The sequence below is a fragment of the Providencia heimbachae ATCC 35613 genome (assembly GCF_001655055.1).
Classification (GTDB): Bacteria; Pseudomonadota; Gammaproteobacteria; order Enterobacterales; family Enterobacteriaceae; genus Providencia; species Providencia heimbachae.
Genome location: NZ_LXEW01000017.1, coordinates 17528 through 34729 on the forward strand (window position 1 = coordinate 17528; position 17202 = coordinate 34729).

A 17202-nucleotide genomic window follows, 5' to 3' on the forward strand; every position below is an offset into this window, starting at 1 on the left:
ATTCATTTCTCCGCAACTGGATTAACACCACGCATTAGTAGGTACGAATTTTCGGTGGGAAAGCCTCACGCAACTTAGGTTGCATGTTCACTTCGCGACGAGTCATCGTTTCAGATTGCGGTAAATACAATGAGTGACATAACCAATTCGCATCATCACGATCTGGGTAGTCAAAGCGGCTATGTGCGCCACGACTTTCTGTCCGGAAATTAGCGGCTTGTGCTGTCGCATAAGCTGTTTCCATCAGGTTATCCAGTTCTAAACATTCGATGCGCTGAGTATTGAACTCGGTTGAGGTATCATCAAGACGTGCATTTTGCAGACGCTCACGGATCACTTTCAATTCTTCTAAGCCTTTCGCCATTGCATCACCTTCACGGAATACCGAGAAATTGTGTTGCATACACGTTTGCAGCGCTTTACGAATTTCAACTGGGTCTTCACCGGTACGTGCATTTTCCCAGCGGTTAAAGCGAGACATTGCCGCATCGATATCCGATTCAGAAGCATCACGCATTGAACCTTGTTCCATGATGGATTCTTTCAGATGCACACCCACTGAACGGCCAAACACCACGAGATCAAGCAATGAGTTACCGCCTAAACGGTTAGCACCATGCACAGATACACAGGCTATTTCACCCACAGCAAACAAACCTGGGATCACTTCATCTTCGCCTTTTTCGTTATAACGAATAGCTTGACCAGTGACTTTGGTTGGGATCCCCCCCATCATGTAATGACATGTTGGGATGACAGGGATTGGTTCTTTGATTGGATCAACGTGAGCAAAAGTACGAGACAACTCAAGGATGCCGGGTAAGCGCGATTCCAGAACATCTTTACCTAAGTGATCCAGTTTCAGTTTAACGTGTGGTCCCCAAGGACCCTCGCAACCACGACCTTCACGGATTTCAATCATAATTGAACGCGCAACAACATCACGACCGGCGAGGTCTTTGGCGTTTGGTGCATAACGTTCCATGAAGCGCTCACCGTCTTTATTCAGCAGGTAACCACCTTCACCACGACAACCTTCAGTCACAAGCACACCTGCACCGGCAATACCGGTTGGGTGAAATTGCCACATTTCCATGTCTTGCAGAGGAACGCCCGCTCGCGTTGCCATCCCAACACCATCACCCGTATTAATATGCGCATTGGTCGTTGACTGATAAATACGGCCAGCACCACCGGTTGCTAGAATAGTGGCTTTACCTTTGAAATAAACCAGTTCCCCCGTTTCCATACAGATTGCGGTACAACCAACAATATCACCATCCTGATTTTTAACTAAATCAAGGGCATACCACTCTGAGAAAATGGTTGTGTGGTTTTTTAGGTTTTGCTGATACAGGGTATGTAACAGTGCGTGACCTGTACGGTCAGCCGCTGCCGCAGTACGTGCTGCCTGCTCACCACCGAAATTTCTAGATTGGCCACCAAATGGACGTTGATAAATTGAGCCGTCATCAAGACGCGAGAAAGGCAATCCCATATGTTCTAATTCAAGGACGGCTTCTGGCCCTGTCTTACACATGTATTCGATAGCATCTTGGTCGCCGATATAATCGGAGCCTTTAACGGTGTCATACATATGCCATTCCCAGTTATCAGGATGTGTATTACCAAGTGCAACAGTAATACCACCTTGCGCTGATACCGTATGAGAACGCGTTGGAAAAACTTTAGATAACAAAGCACAAGAGAGGCCTTGTTGAGAAATCTGTAGTGCGGCACGCATACCTGCGCCGCCAGCACCAATAACGATAGCGTCAAACTCTCTGATTGGCAGATTCATTATGCACCCCACACAACAATTGTTCCGTAAATTAAGTAAGCCAGCAGAGCAACAACGATTGCCAGTTGCAGCACTAAGCGCAACGCGATCGGCTTAACATAGTCGGTCAGTACTTGCCACATGCCAATCCAAGCATGCACAAGAATTGAGAACAACGTGAGGATAGTGAATACTTTAGTCACAGAGGAAGCGAAGAAGCCACGCCATACTTCATAAGTAATATCATTAATTGCAACGAAGCCAACAATGTAAAGTACGTAGAGTACGATAACGATTGCAGAGGCTCGGATGAATAGCCAGTCCTGAATACCAGTACGGCCTAAAGCAGAAGCATTACTTACCATACGAGTATCCCCGCCAGAATTGCCAGAATTACAGTAATAACAAATGTAATTTTTGCAGATGAGTTTCCTGCAGCAAGGGTTTCATCAACACAGCCAAAATCCATCAGCATATGGCGGATACCACCACAGATGTGGTAAGCCAGTGCAGTCAAGATGCCCCAAAGAATGAACTTAGCAAAAAAGCCAGTCATCATTTCAGACGCGTATTGAAAACCTTCTGGAGAGGAGATAGATATCCCTAGCAACCAAAGCAGAATACCAACTGCGATGAGAGTAATGACGCCAGAGACACGGTGCAAGATCGACGATATTGCAGTGATCGGGAAATGAATCGTCTGCAAATCTAGGTTGACAGGTCTTTGTTTTTTCACAATTTTGCCCACACAGCTCTTTATTATTTTCCATCCTCCGGACCTGGGGTGGAAATCAGACAGCGACAGGGGTACTAAATGCAACTTAACACAAACTGTAATCCATCATGTTTAAATAAAGCTGCATACTGATCACGCTGGGAACTCCTACTACAGGGTAATCCGGAGACCTGCCGCCAGTATAAAGTCTTCACATAGCTATTACAATTCCCACACAAAATGTTTGGGGACATTTAGCCCGAACAGTGAGAAGGATCACGATTTAAACATTTTGTATAAATGTGCTTATCTTATTTGACAATGATTCAACATTTATCTTACATATAGGTCTGGCAGAATTATCTGAACGGTGTAGATTTGTCTCCATCGAAAAAATGAAAACAGATATGTTGTAATGTATATACCTTGATTAACACGGTTGTATGTCTGTGCTGAAGTGATGAAAACAGCAGCAAATTTCATGCAATTTGAAGTGTGGCAGGTATTAACAACAAAAGTTATGAAAGTTGTTCCCCTTACCACAAATAATGATATTGTAGAGAAAACAACAAAAAAGAACATAACATCTATACACTCATGAACAACCTAATTACATTGTCGTCGGTCGTCAGATTTCAGGTTTTATGTGATAACTCGCTGATTTCCTCAACACACCGGTAGAACAATGCGTAAAGACACAGTATAACGCTGGGTTCAAGGTTGTTGAGTGTTGATTATCAAGCGCTAAAGGAGACCATAAATGGCTGGTAACAAAGCTAAGCTAACGACCGTCGGCACAGGTGAAATCGAACTAGACATTCTCGAACCCACACTAGGTCAAGACGTTATCGATGTCCGTACTTTAGGTTCAAAAGGGTATTTTACTTACGACCCTGGTTTTACTTCTACTGCCTCATGTGAATCAAAAATCACCTATATCGATGGCGATGCGGGCATCCTGTTGCACCGTGGTTATCCGATTGATCAACTAGCCACTAACGCATCCTACCTTGAAGTCTGTTATATCCTGTTATACGGCGAAGCGCCGACCCAAAAAGAATACGACACCTTCAAACAAACGGTAACCCGTCATACCATGATCCACGAGCAAATCACTCGTATGCTTAATGGTTTCCGTCGTGACTCCCATCCAATGGCAGTCCTGTGCGGTGTAACGGGTGCACTTGCTGCGTTCTATCACGATGCGTTAGATGTCAATAACCCGCGTCACCGTGAAATTACAGCGTATCGTTTGCTATCAAAAATGCCAACTGTCGCAGCAATGTGTTACAAATATTCTATTGGCCAACCTTTTGTTTATCCTCGTAATGACCTGTCATACGCGGGTAACTTCTTGCACATGATGTTCTCTACACCTTGTGAAGAATACGTGGTTAACCCCGTCCTTGAACGCGCAATGGACAGAATTTTAATCCTACACGCTGATCACGAACAAAACGCATCAACTTCGACTGTACGTACAGCTGGCTCATCGGGTGCTAATCCATTTGCTTGTATCGCTGCGGGTATCGCGTCTCTATGGGGGCCGGCTCATGGTGGTGCTAACGAAGCCTGTTTACGCATGTTAGAAGAAATTCAAACCGTTGAGCATATCCCTGCATTTATTGAACGCGCGAAAGATAAAAATGACTCTTTCCGCTTGATGGGCTTTGGTCACCGTGTTTATAAAAGCCACGACCCACGAGCAACAGTGATGCGTGAAACTTGCCATGAAGTTCTAAAAGAACTTAATTTGAATGATGGCTTGTTAGAAGTGGCGATGGAGCTAGAACGCATTGCATTAAACGACCCATACTTCATTGAGAAAAAACTGTATCCAAACGTTGACTTCTATTCTGGTATCATCTTGAAAGCAATGGGTATTCCATCCACCATGTTCACCGTTATCTTTGCTATTGCTCGTACAATTGGCTGGATTGCTCACTGGAACGAAATGCACGATGACGGCTTGAAAATTGCGCGTCCTCGTCAGCTATACACGGGTTATGACAAACGTGAATTTGAATCAAAATCAGAAAAAAAATAATATTTAATTAAATCCGATATCCTACATGTACTTAAAGCCTCGATTTTTCGAGGCTTTCTTATTATTCTTCATACTTTAAGCTACAGCGTTGTTGGCTGCTCTCGGCTCCCCGAATCACATACTCACGAGGCGTAACGCCACTCATCTTGCGAAAAAAACTGATTAATGCGCTATCACTGGCTAACCCAAGCTCTTGAGTAATAAAGTGATATTCCTTTCCTTGTGACAATAATTCGATTGCCTTGATAAAACGCCATTGCTGACGCCATGTTTGATAAGTCATACCGGTTTCTTTGAAAAAGATCCGCGTAATAGTCTTTTCACTTGCACCAACAGTTTGTGCTAATTGGTTTAATGCGGGTGGCAACATTTCAATATTGAGGTGCTTAAAACGCCTATCTTGGGGGATTGCGAGCAGTGTTGGCTGTAGCGTTGCACTTTGTAATTCATCAATAAAAACAGGCAATAAATTAGCTAATCGCCCTTCCTTCCAATTACTCTCAAAGGGGGTTATGGCGATACGCTCAAGCAATTCTCTAAGGAGTGGAGAAATCGATAACACCATCACTTCATTGCCAATTTCTTGTGCATATTGCTCACTCAAATAGACTGAACGATAACCAACTGAAGCGCTCATTTGTGCTCGATGACTCACAAAAGGCGGTATCCAAGCTACTCTGCCCGGCGGTAATAATGAAATTCGATTATCTAAAGAAATACGGATACAGCCTTGTTGGGTAAATAAAAGCTGCCCCATTTCATGAACATGAAAACCTGAATCATGTCGCCCCATATCCGCAGCAATACCCAAAATGGGTGCACTGTACCAATCAGTTTGAAACCCATCTGTTTGCATTAACCAAGCCATAATGTCTCTTTTTTGATATTTATTGTCTTTATTGTTGTAATAAGCCATTAAAAATAACATTAAACTGCCTGCCATTGAATATCAATGCAGGAAAATTAAAATGAGACATCTTCTCTCACTCAGGTTAGCCGTTGCTTTAATGATGTTTCCACAAATCGTCGAAACCATTTACAGCCCAGCGTTAACCAATATTGCTAGCGCTTTTCATGTTAATGCAGAGCAAGCATCTCAAACATTATCACTCTATTTTTTTGCATTTGCGTTAGGTGTGGTGTTTTGGGGAAGAATGTGCGACCGATTAGGCCGCCGCCCAGCCATATTGGCGGGCTTGTTGCTGTATGGGATTGCTTCTGTGGCAACACTATTTATTAGCCAATTTTATTTATTGCTATTATTACGTATGTTATCAGCATTCGGTGCTGCGGTCGGTTCGATTGGCACACAAACCGTAATGCGTGACAGCTATCAAGGTCATGATTTAGCCAAAATATTCTCAATTATGGGAATTGCGCTCGCGATTAGCCCTGCACTGGGGATGTTAATGGGGGCTGGACTGGTCAGCTTAAGTGGTTATCAAGCCGTTTTTTGTGGCTTAGCGGCTTTCGCTATCATTCTATTATTATGGGCGAGCCTTCATCTTCCTGAAACTCGCCCCCATAATGTGATCGAGATCCCATTTATTGATACATTATTAGAGATGTGTACCGATAAAGGAATTATTAGAAATGCTACCTTGATCACATTTTTCAACATTAATTTATTCAGTTATTACCAACTTGGCCCGTTTATTTTTGAACAATTAATGCTATCACAAGCACAATTCGGCTTAACCGGAATTTTATTAGCCCTTGGAGTGGGATTAGGTTCGGTAATAAACCGCTATCTTTTGTCTAAAAAATACTCATCTGAGCAATTGGTCAAGCTTTCAAGTTTAATTTCGTTAATCAGCAGTTGTTTGGTTTTTGTTCTAATTGAGACCATCTGGTTTGTCATTCCCATTATCGGTGTGGTTATTGGCTATGGGATCGCGATTCCCAATATACTCGCACACGCTTTAAATCGTTATGACGATAGAAAAGGCACTGCCGGCGCAATATTGGGATTATTTTACTATATTGGCTTAGCCATCGGGTTGATGATTGCCGGTTGGAGTCAACATTTGGGATTAGTGCTGACGGTTTCAAGCTTAATTCTGATTTTAGCCGCTTTAAAATACCGGACTTAAATTAATTTTCAGCATGAAAAACAACGAAAAAACATTCTCTAAATAGTTCGCGTTGTGGCAAGGCGGTAAACGAAGACATCTTGGGGAGCATACACAAGTATGTGACTAGGATTCACGAATGTAGTCAACGCCGTCACAGTATAAAATATGATGAAAAAATATTCTCTAAATAGTTCGCGTTGTGGCAAGGCGGTAAACGAGGACGGCTTGGGGAGCATACATAAGTATGTGACCCAAGTGGCCAAGTGAAACCAACACCGCCACAGCGTGAAAGACGACGAAAAAACATTCTCTAAATAGTTCGCGTTGTGGCAAGGCGGTAAACGAGGACGGCTTGGGGAGCATACATAAGTATGTGACCCAAGTGGCCAAGTGAAACCAACACCGCCACAGCGTGAAATATGACGAGAATTAGGCTGGGTTGTCTATATCGATGAATACCGCATCCAACCCATGCTCATCCACCAACCACTTAGTCAGCGCCTTTATGCCATAACGTTCTGTGGCATGATGCCCTGCACTGTAGAAATGGATCCCCATTTCTCTTGCTATGTGAATGGTTTGTTCTGAAACTTCACCAGTAACAAAAGCATCGACACCAAACTCTGCTGCTTGCAAGATATAGCCTTGCCCACCACCTGTACACCATGCTATTTGGCGAATTTCATCTTTCGCATTATCACCACAATGAAGTACTTTTCGGTCAAGGCGTGTTTCTAATCGCTTGGTTAATTCCGCAGGGGTTATCGGTTGATCAAAAAAACCAAATGGCATTAATGGGTCAATTTGACCATTTACTTGAACGCCCATGATATAAGCAAGTTGTGTATTGTTACCTAATTTGTGATGCGCATCTAAAGGGAGGTGATACCCATAAAGGTTAATATCATTAGCTAATAACGTCTTCAGGCGATTTTTTTTCATGCCTTTAATAATTGAAGGCTCATTTTTCCAAAAATAACCATGATGAACAATCACTGCATCTGCTTTCATTTCAACGGCTTTATCAAGTAGTGCTTGGCAGGCAGTCACACCGGTGACAATTTTTTGCACATGAGGCCGACCCTCAACTTGCAGTCCATTAGGTGCGAAATCTTGGAATTCAGACACTTTCAGTTCATCGTTAATAATTTCTTCTAATCTGAAGTTATGCATTATGTTGTCCTTTTACTGCATGATTATTTTTTTGGCAGTAAAGCTAAAAAGTTTAGTTCACCATCTTATATTGTTCTCTAATAATAAGATGATAAACATAAAGGTAAACACAATTTTGACCGCGAAATTTAAAACAGAATGAAAATTAAGATAAATAAGAAGGGATTTACTCCATAAAGAAAAAAATCCCCACAACGTTTAATTGCAGGGATCTCTTTTTAGTGAGTTAACTCACTGATTAACGATGGTTTTCCATCGCCATTTCTGAACGTTCTAGCCATACAGGTTTGTCACTGGTTTTCGCCCAGACTTTGTGTAAATAGCTATAAAATTTTGCTCTTTTTGGGTAAAACACCATAACCGGAAACGCAATAATGCCAGCTGTAACAGCAGCAGTGCGGCGTGCTAAAACCTGATTACGGGAATATTCGCGATATGTGGACATCGGTATCCTCCTACAGTAGCCACTTTATTTGCTGATCTCAGTTCTGTTTTTACCTTCTAAAATTCGATAACCACAAAGAAGGCGCTAAAATCACACAAATAATATGAAATATAAATTAACTGAAATTATGATACCGCAAATTGTGTAATAAAACTACTCATCTGACCACTTAAGAATGAAAAATATTGCTAATTTATTCAACTTTCGTAATTTAATTACAAAATTTAACCTTGAAAGGTAAATAAAAAACAAATTAACAACAATAAAGCAACATCCAAGAAGCACAGATATCGCTATTTTTTTATTTCCTTCCCCGCTTCATCGTCATTTTTATACTTTTTTTACACCCTATCGCTTCTTTTTATCAGCTTATTTACAACGGAATCTCTACTCTAGCCTCATGGAAATAATAAGGGGATGACACTGTGTCACTACTTTCGATTGTTGGGGCAGTTATGGTTGTCGTACTGCTGGTTTATCTGATTTATGCCCTGCTTAACGCTGAGGAATTCTGATATGGCCGCAAATGCATTTTTACTCATCGCCAGTTTCTTACTGGTACTTTTATTACTCGCTAAACCGTTAGGTAATTTTATTGCCTGCCTGATTGAGGGGGACATGCCTCGTATTGTGACAAAAAGCGAATCACTGCTTTGGCGCTTTAGTGGCGTGAAACAGCCAGGTCGTGAAATGGCTGAAATGAGTTGGCAGCGTTATGCTCTCGCTATTCTCTTATTTAATCTTCTTGGCTTTGCTCTGCTGTTTGTCATTTTAATATTCCAAGGCAACTTGCCATTAAACCCACAAAAAATGCCGAGTATGAGCTGGGATCTGGCCTTCAATACCGCAATTAGCTTTGTGGCAAATACCAACTGGCAATCTTATAGTGGTGAAAATACTTTAAGTTATCTCAGCCAAATGGCCGGACTTACGGTACAAAACTTTCTTTCTGCGGCAACGGGTATTGCGGTTGTTTTTGCACTGATCCGCGCCTTTTCAAGGCATGGAAGCAAAACTGTTGGTAATGCATGGGTTGATATTTCACGAATTACCCTCTATTTACTTTTACCTTTAGCTATCATCTTCGCCTTATTTTTTGTTAGCCAAGGCGTGATCCAAAATTTTTCTTCTTATATTGTCAGTAATAACTTAGATAGTTCAGCTCAACTTCTGCCTATGGGGCCAGTCGCGTCCCAAGAAGCTATCAAATTACTCGGTACCAATGGAGGTGGTTTCTTTGGGGCAAACTCATCTCATCCCTTTGAAAACCCAACTGCATTGAGTAATTTTGTACAAATGCTCGCTATCTTCTTAATTCCTGCTGCATTGTGTTTTGCATTTGGCCGCACGGTGGGTGATAACAAACAGGGCCATGCTTTGTTATGGGCTATGACCATAATTTTTGTTATTGCCGCAGCTGTTGTTATTCATGCTGAATATGTGGGTAACCCATTCCTCAGTGATTTACAGGCAAATAGCAGTGCCAATATGGAAGGCAAAGAGAGTCGCTTTGGTATTCTAGGCTCAGCCTTGTTTGCCGTTGTCACTACAGCGGCATCTTGTGGTGCAGTCAACGCCATGCATGATTCATTTACCGCTTTTGGTGGCATGGTGCCAATGTGGTTGATGCAGATCGGCGAAGTAGTTTTTGGCGGTGTCGGTTCTGGCCTTTACGGCATGTTGCTATTTGTTTTACTCGCCGTATTCCTAGCAGGATTAATGATTGGTCGTACACCTGAATACCTCGGTAAAAAAATCGAAGTACGCGAAATGAAATTAGTCGCACTCGCTATATTGGTGACACCAACGCTTGTGCTACTGGGTACAACCATTTCACTGATGACCGAAGCAGGTCGTGCCGGTATTTTAAACCCCGGCGCTCATGGCTTTAGTGAAGTTCTCTATGCATTTTCTTCTGCTGCCAATAACAATGGTAGTGCCTTTGCAGGCCTGAGTGCAAACACACCATTTTACAATGTGATACTTGCCATCGCCATGTTTTTGGGGCGTTTCGGGGTGATCCTACCGGTTTTGGCCATTGCTGGCTCAATGGCGATAAAAAAACCGCAAGCAGCCAGCATTGCGAGTTTACCAACCCATGGTCCTCTGTTTATTGGCTTACTAATTCTCACCGTTCTTCTCATTGGTGCGTTGACGTTTATTCCCGCACTTGCACTTGGGCCAATAGCGGAACATTTGCAAATTTGGCAAACGGCGAAATGAGGGTAAATAAATGAAAAATCAAAAAACACAATTATTTGATAATGCACTAATTCGCCAATCTATTATTGATGCGATAAAAAAATGTACTCCCCAAGCCCAATGGCGAAATCCCGTGATGTTTGTGGTGTATATCGGCAGCATGATTACCACTTTTTTATGGCTGGCAATGTTAACGGGCTATACAACAGGCAATGCTTGGTTTAGCGGGATGATTACGCTATGGCTGTGGTTTACCGTGCTATTTGCTAACTTTGCTGAAGCGCTAGCCGAAGGTCGCAGCAAAGCACAGGCGCAAAGTTTAAAAGGCGTCAAACAACAAAGTAGTGCCACAAAATTATCATCGGCTTCACTTGAAGCGGCACAAGAAATTGTTAGCTCCGATGTGCTGCGTAAAGGGGATATTGTGCTCATTCGTGCCGGGGAAACCGTGCCTTGCGATGGGGAAGTGATTGAAGGTGGCGCATCCGTTGATGAAAGTGCAATTACGGGGGAATCTGCACCGGTTATTCGTGAGTCAGGTGGCGATTTCTCATCGGTTACTGGTGGAACTCGCGTCCTATCCGATTGGTTAATTGTCGAGTGTACCGTTAACCCCGGGGAAACATTTTTAGACCGCATGATCTCAATGGTTGAAGGTGCACAACGTCGTAAAACACCCAATGAAATTGCCTTAACCATTTTACTCACCGCCCTAACGATCATTTTCGTTCTGGTTTGTGCAACTTTGTATCCGTTTACCTTATTTGCCTCTGAGTATGCCGGCGCGGGAAGTGCGGTTTCTATATTAGTGTTGATCGCCCTGCTAATTTGTTTAATCCCGACCACAATTGGTGGACTTCTTTCTTCTATTGGTGTGGCTGGAATGAGCCGTATGTTAGCGGCTAATGTGATAGCTACCAGCGGGCGTGCCGTTGAAGCCGCAGGGGATGTAGACGTTTTATTACTCGATAAAACAGGCACCATTACCCTTGGCAATCGCCAAGCTTCTGAATTTCTTCCTTTATCGGGTATCACTGAACAACAGTTAGCGGATGCGGCGCAACTGTCTTCCCTTGCTGATGAAACACCAGAAGGCCGCAGTATTGTGATCCTCGCCAAACAAAAATTTAATCTCCGTGAAAGAGATATTCACGGGATGAATGCAACCTTTGTACCCTTCTCCGCAATGACCCGAATGAGCGGCGTTAATGTGGGCGAAAGAATGATCCGTAAAGGTTCCGCCGATGCTATTCGTCGTTATGTAGAGGCTAACCACGGTAAATTTCCACCCGAAGCGGATAAATTAGTTGAACAAGTGGCTCATTTGGGAGGAACGCCTCTGGTTGTCGTCGATGATCAAGCCGTCCTTGGCGTGGTTGCACTGAAAGATATCGTCAAAGGTGGCATGAAAGAACGTTTTGCTCAAATGCGCAGTATGGGGATCAAAACCGTAATGATCACCGGAGATAACCATTTAACCGCTGCTGCAATTGCCGCTGAAGCCGGTGTCGATGACTTTTTAGCCGAAGCCACCCCTGAAGCTAAACTGGCGTTGATCCGCCAGTATCAATCAGAAGGCCGATTAGTGGCAATGACCGGTGACGGAACCAACGATGCACCCGCACTCGCTCAAGCGGATGTTGCTGTAGCAATGAACTCAGGTACCCAAGCGGCAAAAGAAGCCGGTAACATGGTGGATTTAGATTCGAACCCAACCAAACTTATCGAAGTGGTTCATATTGGTAAACAGATGCTCATGACACGTGGCTCATTAACCACCTTCAGTATCGCCAATGATATCGCAAAATATTTTGCCATTATCCCTGCGGCTTTTGCGGTTACATGGCCACAGCTAAACGCTTTGAATATTATGCATTTACATTCTCCAGCTTCGGCATTGCTGTCTGCGGTTATTTTTAATGCATTGATTATCATGTTTTTAATTCCATTGGCGCTAAAAGGGGTTAACTATCGCCCAATGAGCTCGCAATCGTTGTTGCAACGCAACTTAAGCCTCTATGGCTTAGGAGGCCTGATTGTACCGTTTGTGGGAATTAAGCTTATTGACTTGTTTATCAGCCTGTTTGGTATTTAAGGAGTTCCCATGAACATGATCCGCTCATCAATTATATTACTTTTATTATTAACTTTGGTTACAGGCATTGCTTATCCGCTAATGGTTACCGGCTTAGCAAATATGTTCTTTCCCTGGCAAGCCACAGGCTCATTGATAAAACAAGATGATACTGTTATTGGCTCCGCCCTAATTGGGCAAAACTATCAAGGGGGGGGCTATTTTTATGGTCGCCCTTCTGCCACCGCAGAAATGCCCTATAACACCTTGGCATCTGGCGGCAGTAACCTTGCGATAAGTAACCCACTGTTGAGCCAAACCCTCACACAACGTAGTGAGGCGTTAAGAAAACAGAATCCAGAAGGCGGGCAAGCTATTCCTGTTGATTTATTGACCGCATCAGCGAGTGGTTTAGATCCCAATATTTCAGTTGCTGCTGCACTTTACCAAGCACCAAGAATTGCCAAACACAGACAGATCCCTCTAGAAGAGGTAAAATCGCTGGTCACGGCTCACACACAAAAAGCACTATTCAATTTTTTAGGCGAACCTGTCGTGAATGTGTTAGAACTCAATATTGCCCTTAATGAATATCAACAGCAGGCAAATAGCCTAACTCACTGAGGTTAGTTATGAATAATCAGGAGCCGGTTCGTCCAAATCCAGATGCCCTTTTGGCTAAGGTCAATGAGCATGGGCGTGGTAAACTCAAAATTTTCTTCGGCGCCTGTGCCGGCGTCGGAAAAACGTATGCCATGTTGCAAGAAGCTCAGCGCTTACGAGCTCAAGGGTTAGATGTCCTTATTGGCGTCGTTGAGACCCATGAACGGGAAGAAACTGCCGCACTTTTGGATGGATTATCTCAGTTACCACTTCGCCGGCTTCACCATCGAGGACGTCGCCTACAGGCTTTTGATATTGATGCCGCGCTGGCAAGAAATCCCGCCATCATTTTGATGGATGAATTAGCTTTCAGTAACCCAACCGGCAGCCGACATCCAAAACGCTGGCAAGATGTTGAAGAATTACTGGATGCCGGGATTGATGTTCTCACTACAATTAACGTTCAACACATCGAAAGTTTGAATGATATTGTTGGAAGCATTACGGGCATCCGGGTTCGTGAAACGGTTCCTGATCATATCTTTGATGCTGCCGACGAGGTAGTACTTGTTGACCTGCCCCCTGACGATCTACGCCAACGCTTAAAAGAAGGCAAAGTCTATATTCCGGGGCAAGCAGAGCGTGCCATTGAGCATTTTTTCCGCAAAGGAAATTTGATTGCACTGCGTGAGCTCGCATTACGGCGAACAGCAGATCGTGTCGATGACCAAATGCGTGAATTTCGCGATGGTAAAGGCCTAGCGCCTGTTTGGCACACCCGAGATGGTCTACTTTTATGTATTGGACACAATACCGGAAATGAAAAATTAGTCCGTGCAGCCGCTCGACTGGCGGCAAAACTCGGTAGTGTTTGGCATGCTGTCTATGTTGAAACACCTACATTGCACCAGCTACCTGAAAACCAGCGTCGGGCCATCCTCAAAGCGCTGCGCTTAGCACAAGAACTCGGCGCAGAAACAGCCACGCTATCAGATCCTTCGAAAGAAAAAGCCATTTTGCGTTATGCCCGAGAACATAATTTAGGCAAAATTTTGATTGGTCGTCGAGATACCATCAGTAAATGGAATCGGTTTAAAATCCGATCGGGGTTTGCCGATCGCCTTGGCAAGCTAGGGCCAGATCTTGACCTTGTTATTGTCGCACTTGAAGAAAAAAGTGATTGGGATAAAGAACCTGAAAGAAAACCCTTTAGTGAAAAATGGCGTTCAGATATGAATGGTTATTTGATGGCGATCTTAATCTGTGCTGCCATCACCTTATTTTCACGGGCATTTTTACTTGCGCTTGATAAAGCCAACCTCGTCACGCTTTATCTACTCGGTGTCGTTCTCGTTGCGCTATTTTATGGTCGCCGCCCATCGATTTTTGCTGCACTAATTAACGTGATTAGCTTTGATTTATTCTTTGTCCAACCGCATTTTTCCCTCGCTATCATGGATATGCAGTATCTCGTCACCTTCACAGTAATGCTGATTGTCGGTGTGGTAGTGGGAAATTTAACGGCTGGTATGCGTTATCAAGCAAGAATTGCCCGTTATCGAGAACAACGAACCCGCCATCTGTATGAAATGACAAAAGAGCTAGGTCAAGCACTTACCACTGACGAGATTGGCAAAACAGGCTACCATTTTATTAATAATGCATTCCAAGCCAAAACTTGCCTGCTACTTCCTGATGAACATAACCAATTATTGCCTTTGCAATGTGAAGGGCATAGTCCACTGCAAATTGATAAAGCGATTGCGAAATGGAGTTTTGATAAACGGCAACCTGCGGGTGCAGGAACCGATACTCTGCCAAGTGTACCTTACCAATTACAGCCTATAACCTTTGCCGATCAAACCCTTGCCGTACTAGCGATTGAACCGAGAAATATCCGCCAGCTGTTGATCCCCGAGCAACAACGAATGCTACAAACATTCACCGGGTTAATCGCCAGTGCCCTTTCTCGTTTACAGCTAACCAAACAAGCCGAAGCGGCGAAATTAGATATTGAACGCGAACAACTCAGAAATTCGCTACTCGCGGCTCTTTCTCATGATTTAAAAACACCGCTCACGGTGCTGTTTGGGCAAACTGAAATATTAATGTTAGATTTATCCGCAGAAAACTCACCCTTTACCGAACAAGTGGCGAGAATGCGTCAGCAAGTACTCAGCACGTCTCGTTTAGTTAATAATTTGCTGGATATGGCTCGCTTACAATCTGGAAGTATTCAACCTAATCTTGATTGGGAATCTCTGCAAGAAATTACCAGTAGCGCAGTACGAACTTTAGATTATACTTTACATAGCCACCCGCTCGATATTGATATTCCAGCAGATTTACTGCTTTACTGTGATGCAAATTTAATTGAACGCCTGCTCATTAACTTATTAGAAAATGCCGTAAAATACAGTGATGAAGATACCCCCATTGGTATTCGCGCATCGATAGAAGGTCAAAAAGCCCATATTGAAGTGTGGGATGCCAGTAATGGGATCCCTGATGGGCAAGAACAAACTATTTTTAATAAATTTTCACGGGCTCAAAAAGAATCTGCTATTCCTGGTGTCGGGTTAGGCCTCGCAATATGCCGTGCGATTATTCAATTACATGACGGCGATATTTGGGCTAACAATAACGAAAAAGGTGGAGCCAGTTTCCACTTTGTTTTACCTTTAAAGCAATTACCTGAAATTGAAGTAGAAATTTAGGAGACCACCAAACATAGTGAGCACGCATCAAATATTAATTATTGAAGATGAAAAAGAGATCCGTCGCTTTGTCAGACTCGCGTTGGAGGGAGAAGGCTGGAAAGTTTTCGAAGCTGAAAATTACCAACGTGGTTTAATTGAAGCTGGCACGCGACAACCTGATTTATTGATATTAGATCTTGGATTACCTGATGGTGATGGTATTGATTTAATTCGTGATTTACGAAAATGGAGCAGTATTCCTGTTATCGTTTTATCCGCTCGCGAAGAAGAGTTTCAGAAAGTCGCAGCACTGGATGCTGGCGCAGATGATTATCTAACAAAACCATTTGGGATCAGTGAATTACTTGCTAGAGTTCGCGTCGCATTACGTCGTTTTGGAAAAGTAGGACCCGAAAATTCCGTATTTCAATTCGGGGATATCAGCATCGACTTTATTAATCGTGTTGTGACCAAAAAAAATGAAGAATTGCATCTCACCCCAATTGAATTTCGCCTACTCAGTGAAATGGTCGCCAATAGTGGGAAAGTACTCACTCAACGCCATTTATTACTGCAAGTCTGGGGGCCAAGCTATATTGAACATAACCACTATCTTCGAATTTACATGGGCCATTTGCGCCAAAAGCTTGAAAATGACCCTGCCCGCCCGATCCATTTACTCACAGAAACCGGAATTGGCTATCGGTTTATGCCATGATTTCTCTTATTCCTAAAGATAATTTCTAAGCGTATTTCCGATAGTTTAAATAGGCTCGTTGTCTATAATCCTTATATCTTAGCGTATCGGAGAGAAAACCTTGCAACTGCTATCCAACCGTTTTTTATCTATTGTTGTTTTATTATTCAGTGTTTTTTTCGTCAGCCAAACCCTCGCTTTGAGTCCAGAAGAAAAAATTCGTACCGAGGCATTATTGACGGAGCTAGGTAAACAGCAAAATTTAACCTTTACCCGTAATGGCACAGAACATAGCGCCGTAGATGCAGAATCACATCTAAGATTAAAGCTAGGAAAAACACACAAGAGGCTGCAAACTGCCGAGCAATTTATTGATAATGTCGCCTCAAAATCTTCTATCACTGGCGAGCAATATCAAGTCAAAGATGGGCAAGGTAATATTATCCCCGCCAATAAATACCTGCATGACTTGCTTAAAGAGAAAGTCGATAAAAAGCCCCAGTAATTTTCTGATTTATTGACATAAAAAAACGCAATGATCATAAGACCATTGCGTTTTTTCTATTCTATTATTTAAGTAATCTTAACAGTTAACGCAGTTAATACTCGGAGTCATCCCCTAAATAATTTGGGTCATAGGTAGGCGGCAAATTAAGTTATCTCGATGAGCATACACAAGTATGTGATTCGGA

Annotated in this window: 15 protein-coding genes; 9 read left to right on the forward strand and 6 right to left on the reverse strand. The window is 43.1% G+C overall.

The genetic code is table 11. From position 1 onward, the window contains the following. Window positions 1–34: 34 nt before the first annotated feature. From sdhA to sdhC, 3 genes are read right to left on the reverse strand one after another with little or no spacing between them, the layout of a single operon-like run. On the reverse strand, window positions 35–1801 hold the full coding sequence (gene sdhA, locus M998_RS05645; protein ID WP_068441542.1) for a succinate dehydrogenase flavoprotein subunit: 1767 nt from the start codon (window positions 1799–1801) through the stop codon (window positions 35–37). Then, on the reverse strand, window positions 1801–2145 hold the full coding sequence (gene sdhD, locus M998_RS05650; RefSeq protein WP_068441539.1) for a succinate dehydrogenase membrane anchor subunit: 345 nt from the start codon (window positions 2143–2145) through the stop codon (window positions 1801–1803). The genes sdhA and sdhD overlap by 1 nt, the downstream gene beginning before the upstream one ends. Next, entirely contained in the window at window positions 2139–2528 is a 390-nt protein-coding gene (gene sdhC / locus M998_RS05655) for a succinate dehydrogenase cytochrome b556 subunit (RefSeq protein ID WP_068441537.1), read from the reverse strand. The genes sdhD and sdhC overlap by 7 nt, the downstream gene beginning before the upstream one ends. 727 nt (window positions 2529–3255) lie before the next feature. On the opposite strand from sdhC, the gene M998_RS05660 reads away from it, so the two are divergent. Continuing rightward, on the forward strand, window positions 3256–4542 hold the full coding sequence (locus tag M998_RS05660) for a citrate synthase (RefSeq protein WP_068907991.1): 1287 nt from the start codon (window positions 3256–3258) through the stop codon (window positions 4540–4542). Window positions 4543–4603: 61 nt separating this feature from the next. Here M998_RS05660 and M998_RS05665 read toward each other — a convergent pair whose 3' ends face one another. Continuing rightward, complete coding sequence (locus tag M998_RS05665) at window positions 4604–5410, reverse strand: AraC family transcriptional regulator (RefSeq protein ID WP_068908053.1); 807 nt, start codon at window positions 5408–5410, stop codon at window positions 4604–4606. 100 nt (window positions 5411–5510) lie between these two features. Between M998_RS05665 and M998_RS05670 the strand changes: the two genes are divergently transcribed. Next, window positions 5511–6635 carry a multidrug effflux MFS transporter gene (locus M998_RS05670; protein ID WP_068441530.1) on the forward strand — a complete coding sequence of 375 codons (1125 nt, stop codon included), beginning with the start codon at window positions 5511–5513 and terminating at the stop codon, window positions 6633–6635. A gap of 411 nt (window positions 6636–7046) precedes the next feature. Here the strand turns inward: M998_RS05670 and M998_RS05675 are convergent, their stop codons facing one another. Further along, window positions 7047–7790 carry a type 2 GTP cyclohydrolase I gene (locus M998_RS05675; protein ID WP_068441529.1) on the reverse strand — a complete coding sequence of 248 codons (744 nt, stop codon included), beginning with the start codon at window positions 7788–7790 and terminating at the stop codon, window positions 7047–7049. 238 nt (window positions 7791–8028) lie between these two features. Then, window positions 8029–8235 carry a YbfA family protein gene (locus tag M998_RS05680; RefSeq protein ID WP_068441526.1) on the reverse strand — a complete coding sequence of 69 codons (207 nt, stop codon included), beginning with the start codon at window positions 8233–8235 and terminating at the stop codon, window positions 8029–8031. Window positions 8236–8660: 425 nt separating this feature from the next. On the opposite strand from M998_RS05680, the gene kdpF reads away from it, so the two are divergent. From kdpF to M998_RS05715, 7 genes are all read left to right on the forward strand, one after another. Continuing rightward, window positions 8661–8750 carry a K(+)-transporting ATPase subunit F gene (gene kdpF, locus M998_RS20050; protein ID WP_068907993.1) on the forward strand — a complete coding sequence of 30 codons (90 nt, stop codon included), beginning with the start codon at window positions 8661–8663 and terminating at the stop codon, window positions 8748–8750. Between the two features lies 1 nt (window position 8751). Next, window positions 8752–10458 carry a potassium-transporting ATPase subunit KdpA gene (gene kdpA, locus M998_RS05690; RefSeq protein WP_068907994.1) on the forward strand — a complete coding sequence of 569 codons (1707 nt, stop codon included), beginning with the start codon at window positions 8752–8754 and terminating at the stop codon, window positions 10456–10458. Between the two features lie 10 nt (window positions 10459–10468). Next, complete coding sequence (kdpB, locus tag M998_RS05695; protein ID WP_068907996.1) at window positions 10469–12532, forward strand: potassium-transporting ATPase subunit KdpB; 2064 nt, start codon at window positions 10469–10471, stop codon at window positions 12530–12532. 9 nt (window positions 12533–12541) lie between these two features. Continuing rightward, window positions 12542–13135 (forward strand): potassium-transporting ATPase subunit KdpC, encoded by a 594-nt coding sequence (gene kdpC, locus M998_RS05700; RefSeq protein WP_068907998.1) that lies wholly within the window; start codon window positions 12542–12544, stop codon window positions 13133–13135. Between the two features lie 8 nt (window positions 13136–13143). Beyond that, window positions 13144–15831 carry a two-component system sensor histidine kinase KdpD gene (kdpD, locus tag M998_RS05705; RefSeq protein ID WP_068441515.1) on the forward strand — a complete coding sequence of 896 codons (2688 nt, stop codon included), beginning with the start codon at window positions 13144–13146 and terminating at the stop codon, window positions 15829–15831. Window positions 15832–15847: 16 nt separating this feature from the next. Then, window positions 15848–16531: a two-component system response regulator KdpE gene (kdpE, locus tag M998_RS05710; protein ID WP_068441513.1), complete on the forward strand. Its 684-nt coding sequence runs from the start codon at window positions 15848–15850 to the stop codon at window positions 16529–16531. Between the two features lie 100 nt (window positions 16532–16631). Next, window positions 16632–17015 (forward strand): DUF5329 family protein, encoded by a 384-nt coding sequence (locus tag M998_RS05715; RefSeq protein WP_068908000.1) that lies wholly within the window; start codon window positions 16632–16634, stop codon window positions 17013–17015. Window positions 17016–17202 lie beyond the last annotated feature (187 nt).

What these genes read in the sequence shown, in the direction of transcription:
- sdhA (WP_068441542.1), bottom strand. Translation starts at nt 1,801, where the DNA reads ATGAATCTGCCAATCAGAGAGTTTGACGCTATCGTTATTGGTGCTGGC.
- sdhD (WP_068441539.1), bottom strand. Translation starts at nt 2,145, where the DNA reads ATGGTAAGTAATGCTTCTGCTTTAGGCCGTACTGGTATTCAGGACTGG.
- M998_RS05660 (WP_068907991.1), top strand. Translation starts at nt 3,256, where the DNA reads ATGGCTGGTAACAAAGCTAAGCTAACGACCGTCGGCACAGGTGAAATC.
- M998_RS05665 (WP_068908053.1), bottom strand. Translation starts at nt 5,410, where the DNA reads ATGGCTTGGTTAATGCAAACAGATGGGTTTCAAACTGATTGGTACAGT.
- M998_RS05670 (WP_068441530.1), top strand. Translation starts at nt 5,511, where the DNA reads ATGAGACATCTTCTCTCACTCAGGTTAGCCGTTGCTTTAATGATGTTT.
- M998_RS05675 (WP_068441529.1), bottom strand. Translation starts at nt 7,790, where the DNA reads ATGCATAACTTCAGATTAGAAGAAATTATTAACGATGAACTGAAAGTG.
- M998_RS05680 (WP_068441526.1), bottom strand. Translation starts at nt 8,235, where the DNA reads ATGTCCACATATCGCGAATATTCCCGTAATCAGGTTTTAGCACGCCGC.
- kdpA (WP_068907994.1), top strand. Translation starts at nt 8,752, where the DNA reads ATGGCCGCAAATGCATTTTTACTCATCGCCAGTTTCTTACTGGTACTT.
- kdpB (WP_068907996.1), top strand. Translation starts at nt 10,469, where the DNA reads ATGAAAAATCAAAAAACACAATTATTTGATAATGCACTAATTCGCCAA.
- kdpC (WP_068907998.1), top strand. Translation starts at nt 12,542, where the DNA reads ATGAACATGATCCGCTCATCAATTATATTACTTTTATTATTAACTTTG.
- kdpD (WP_068441515.1), top strand. Translation starts at nt 13,144, where the DNA reads ATGAATAATCAGGAGCCGGTTCGTCCAAATCCAGATGCCCTTTTGGCT.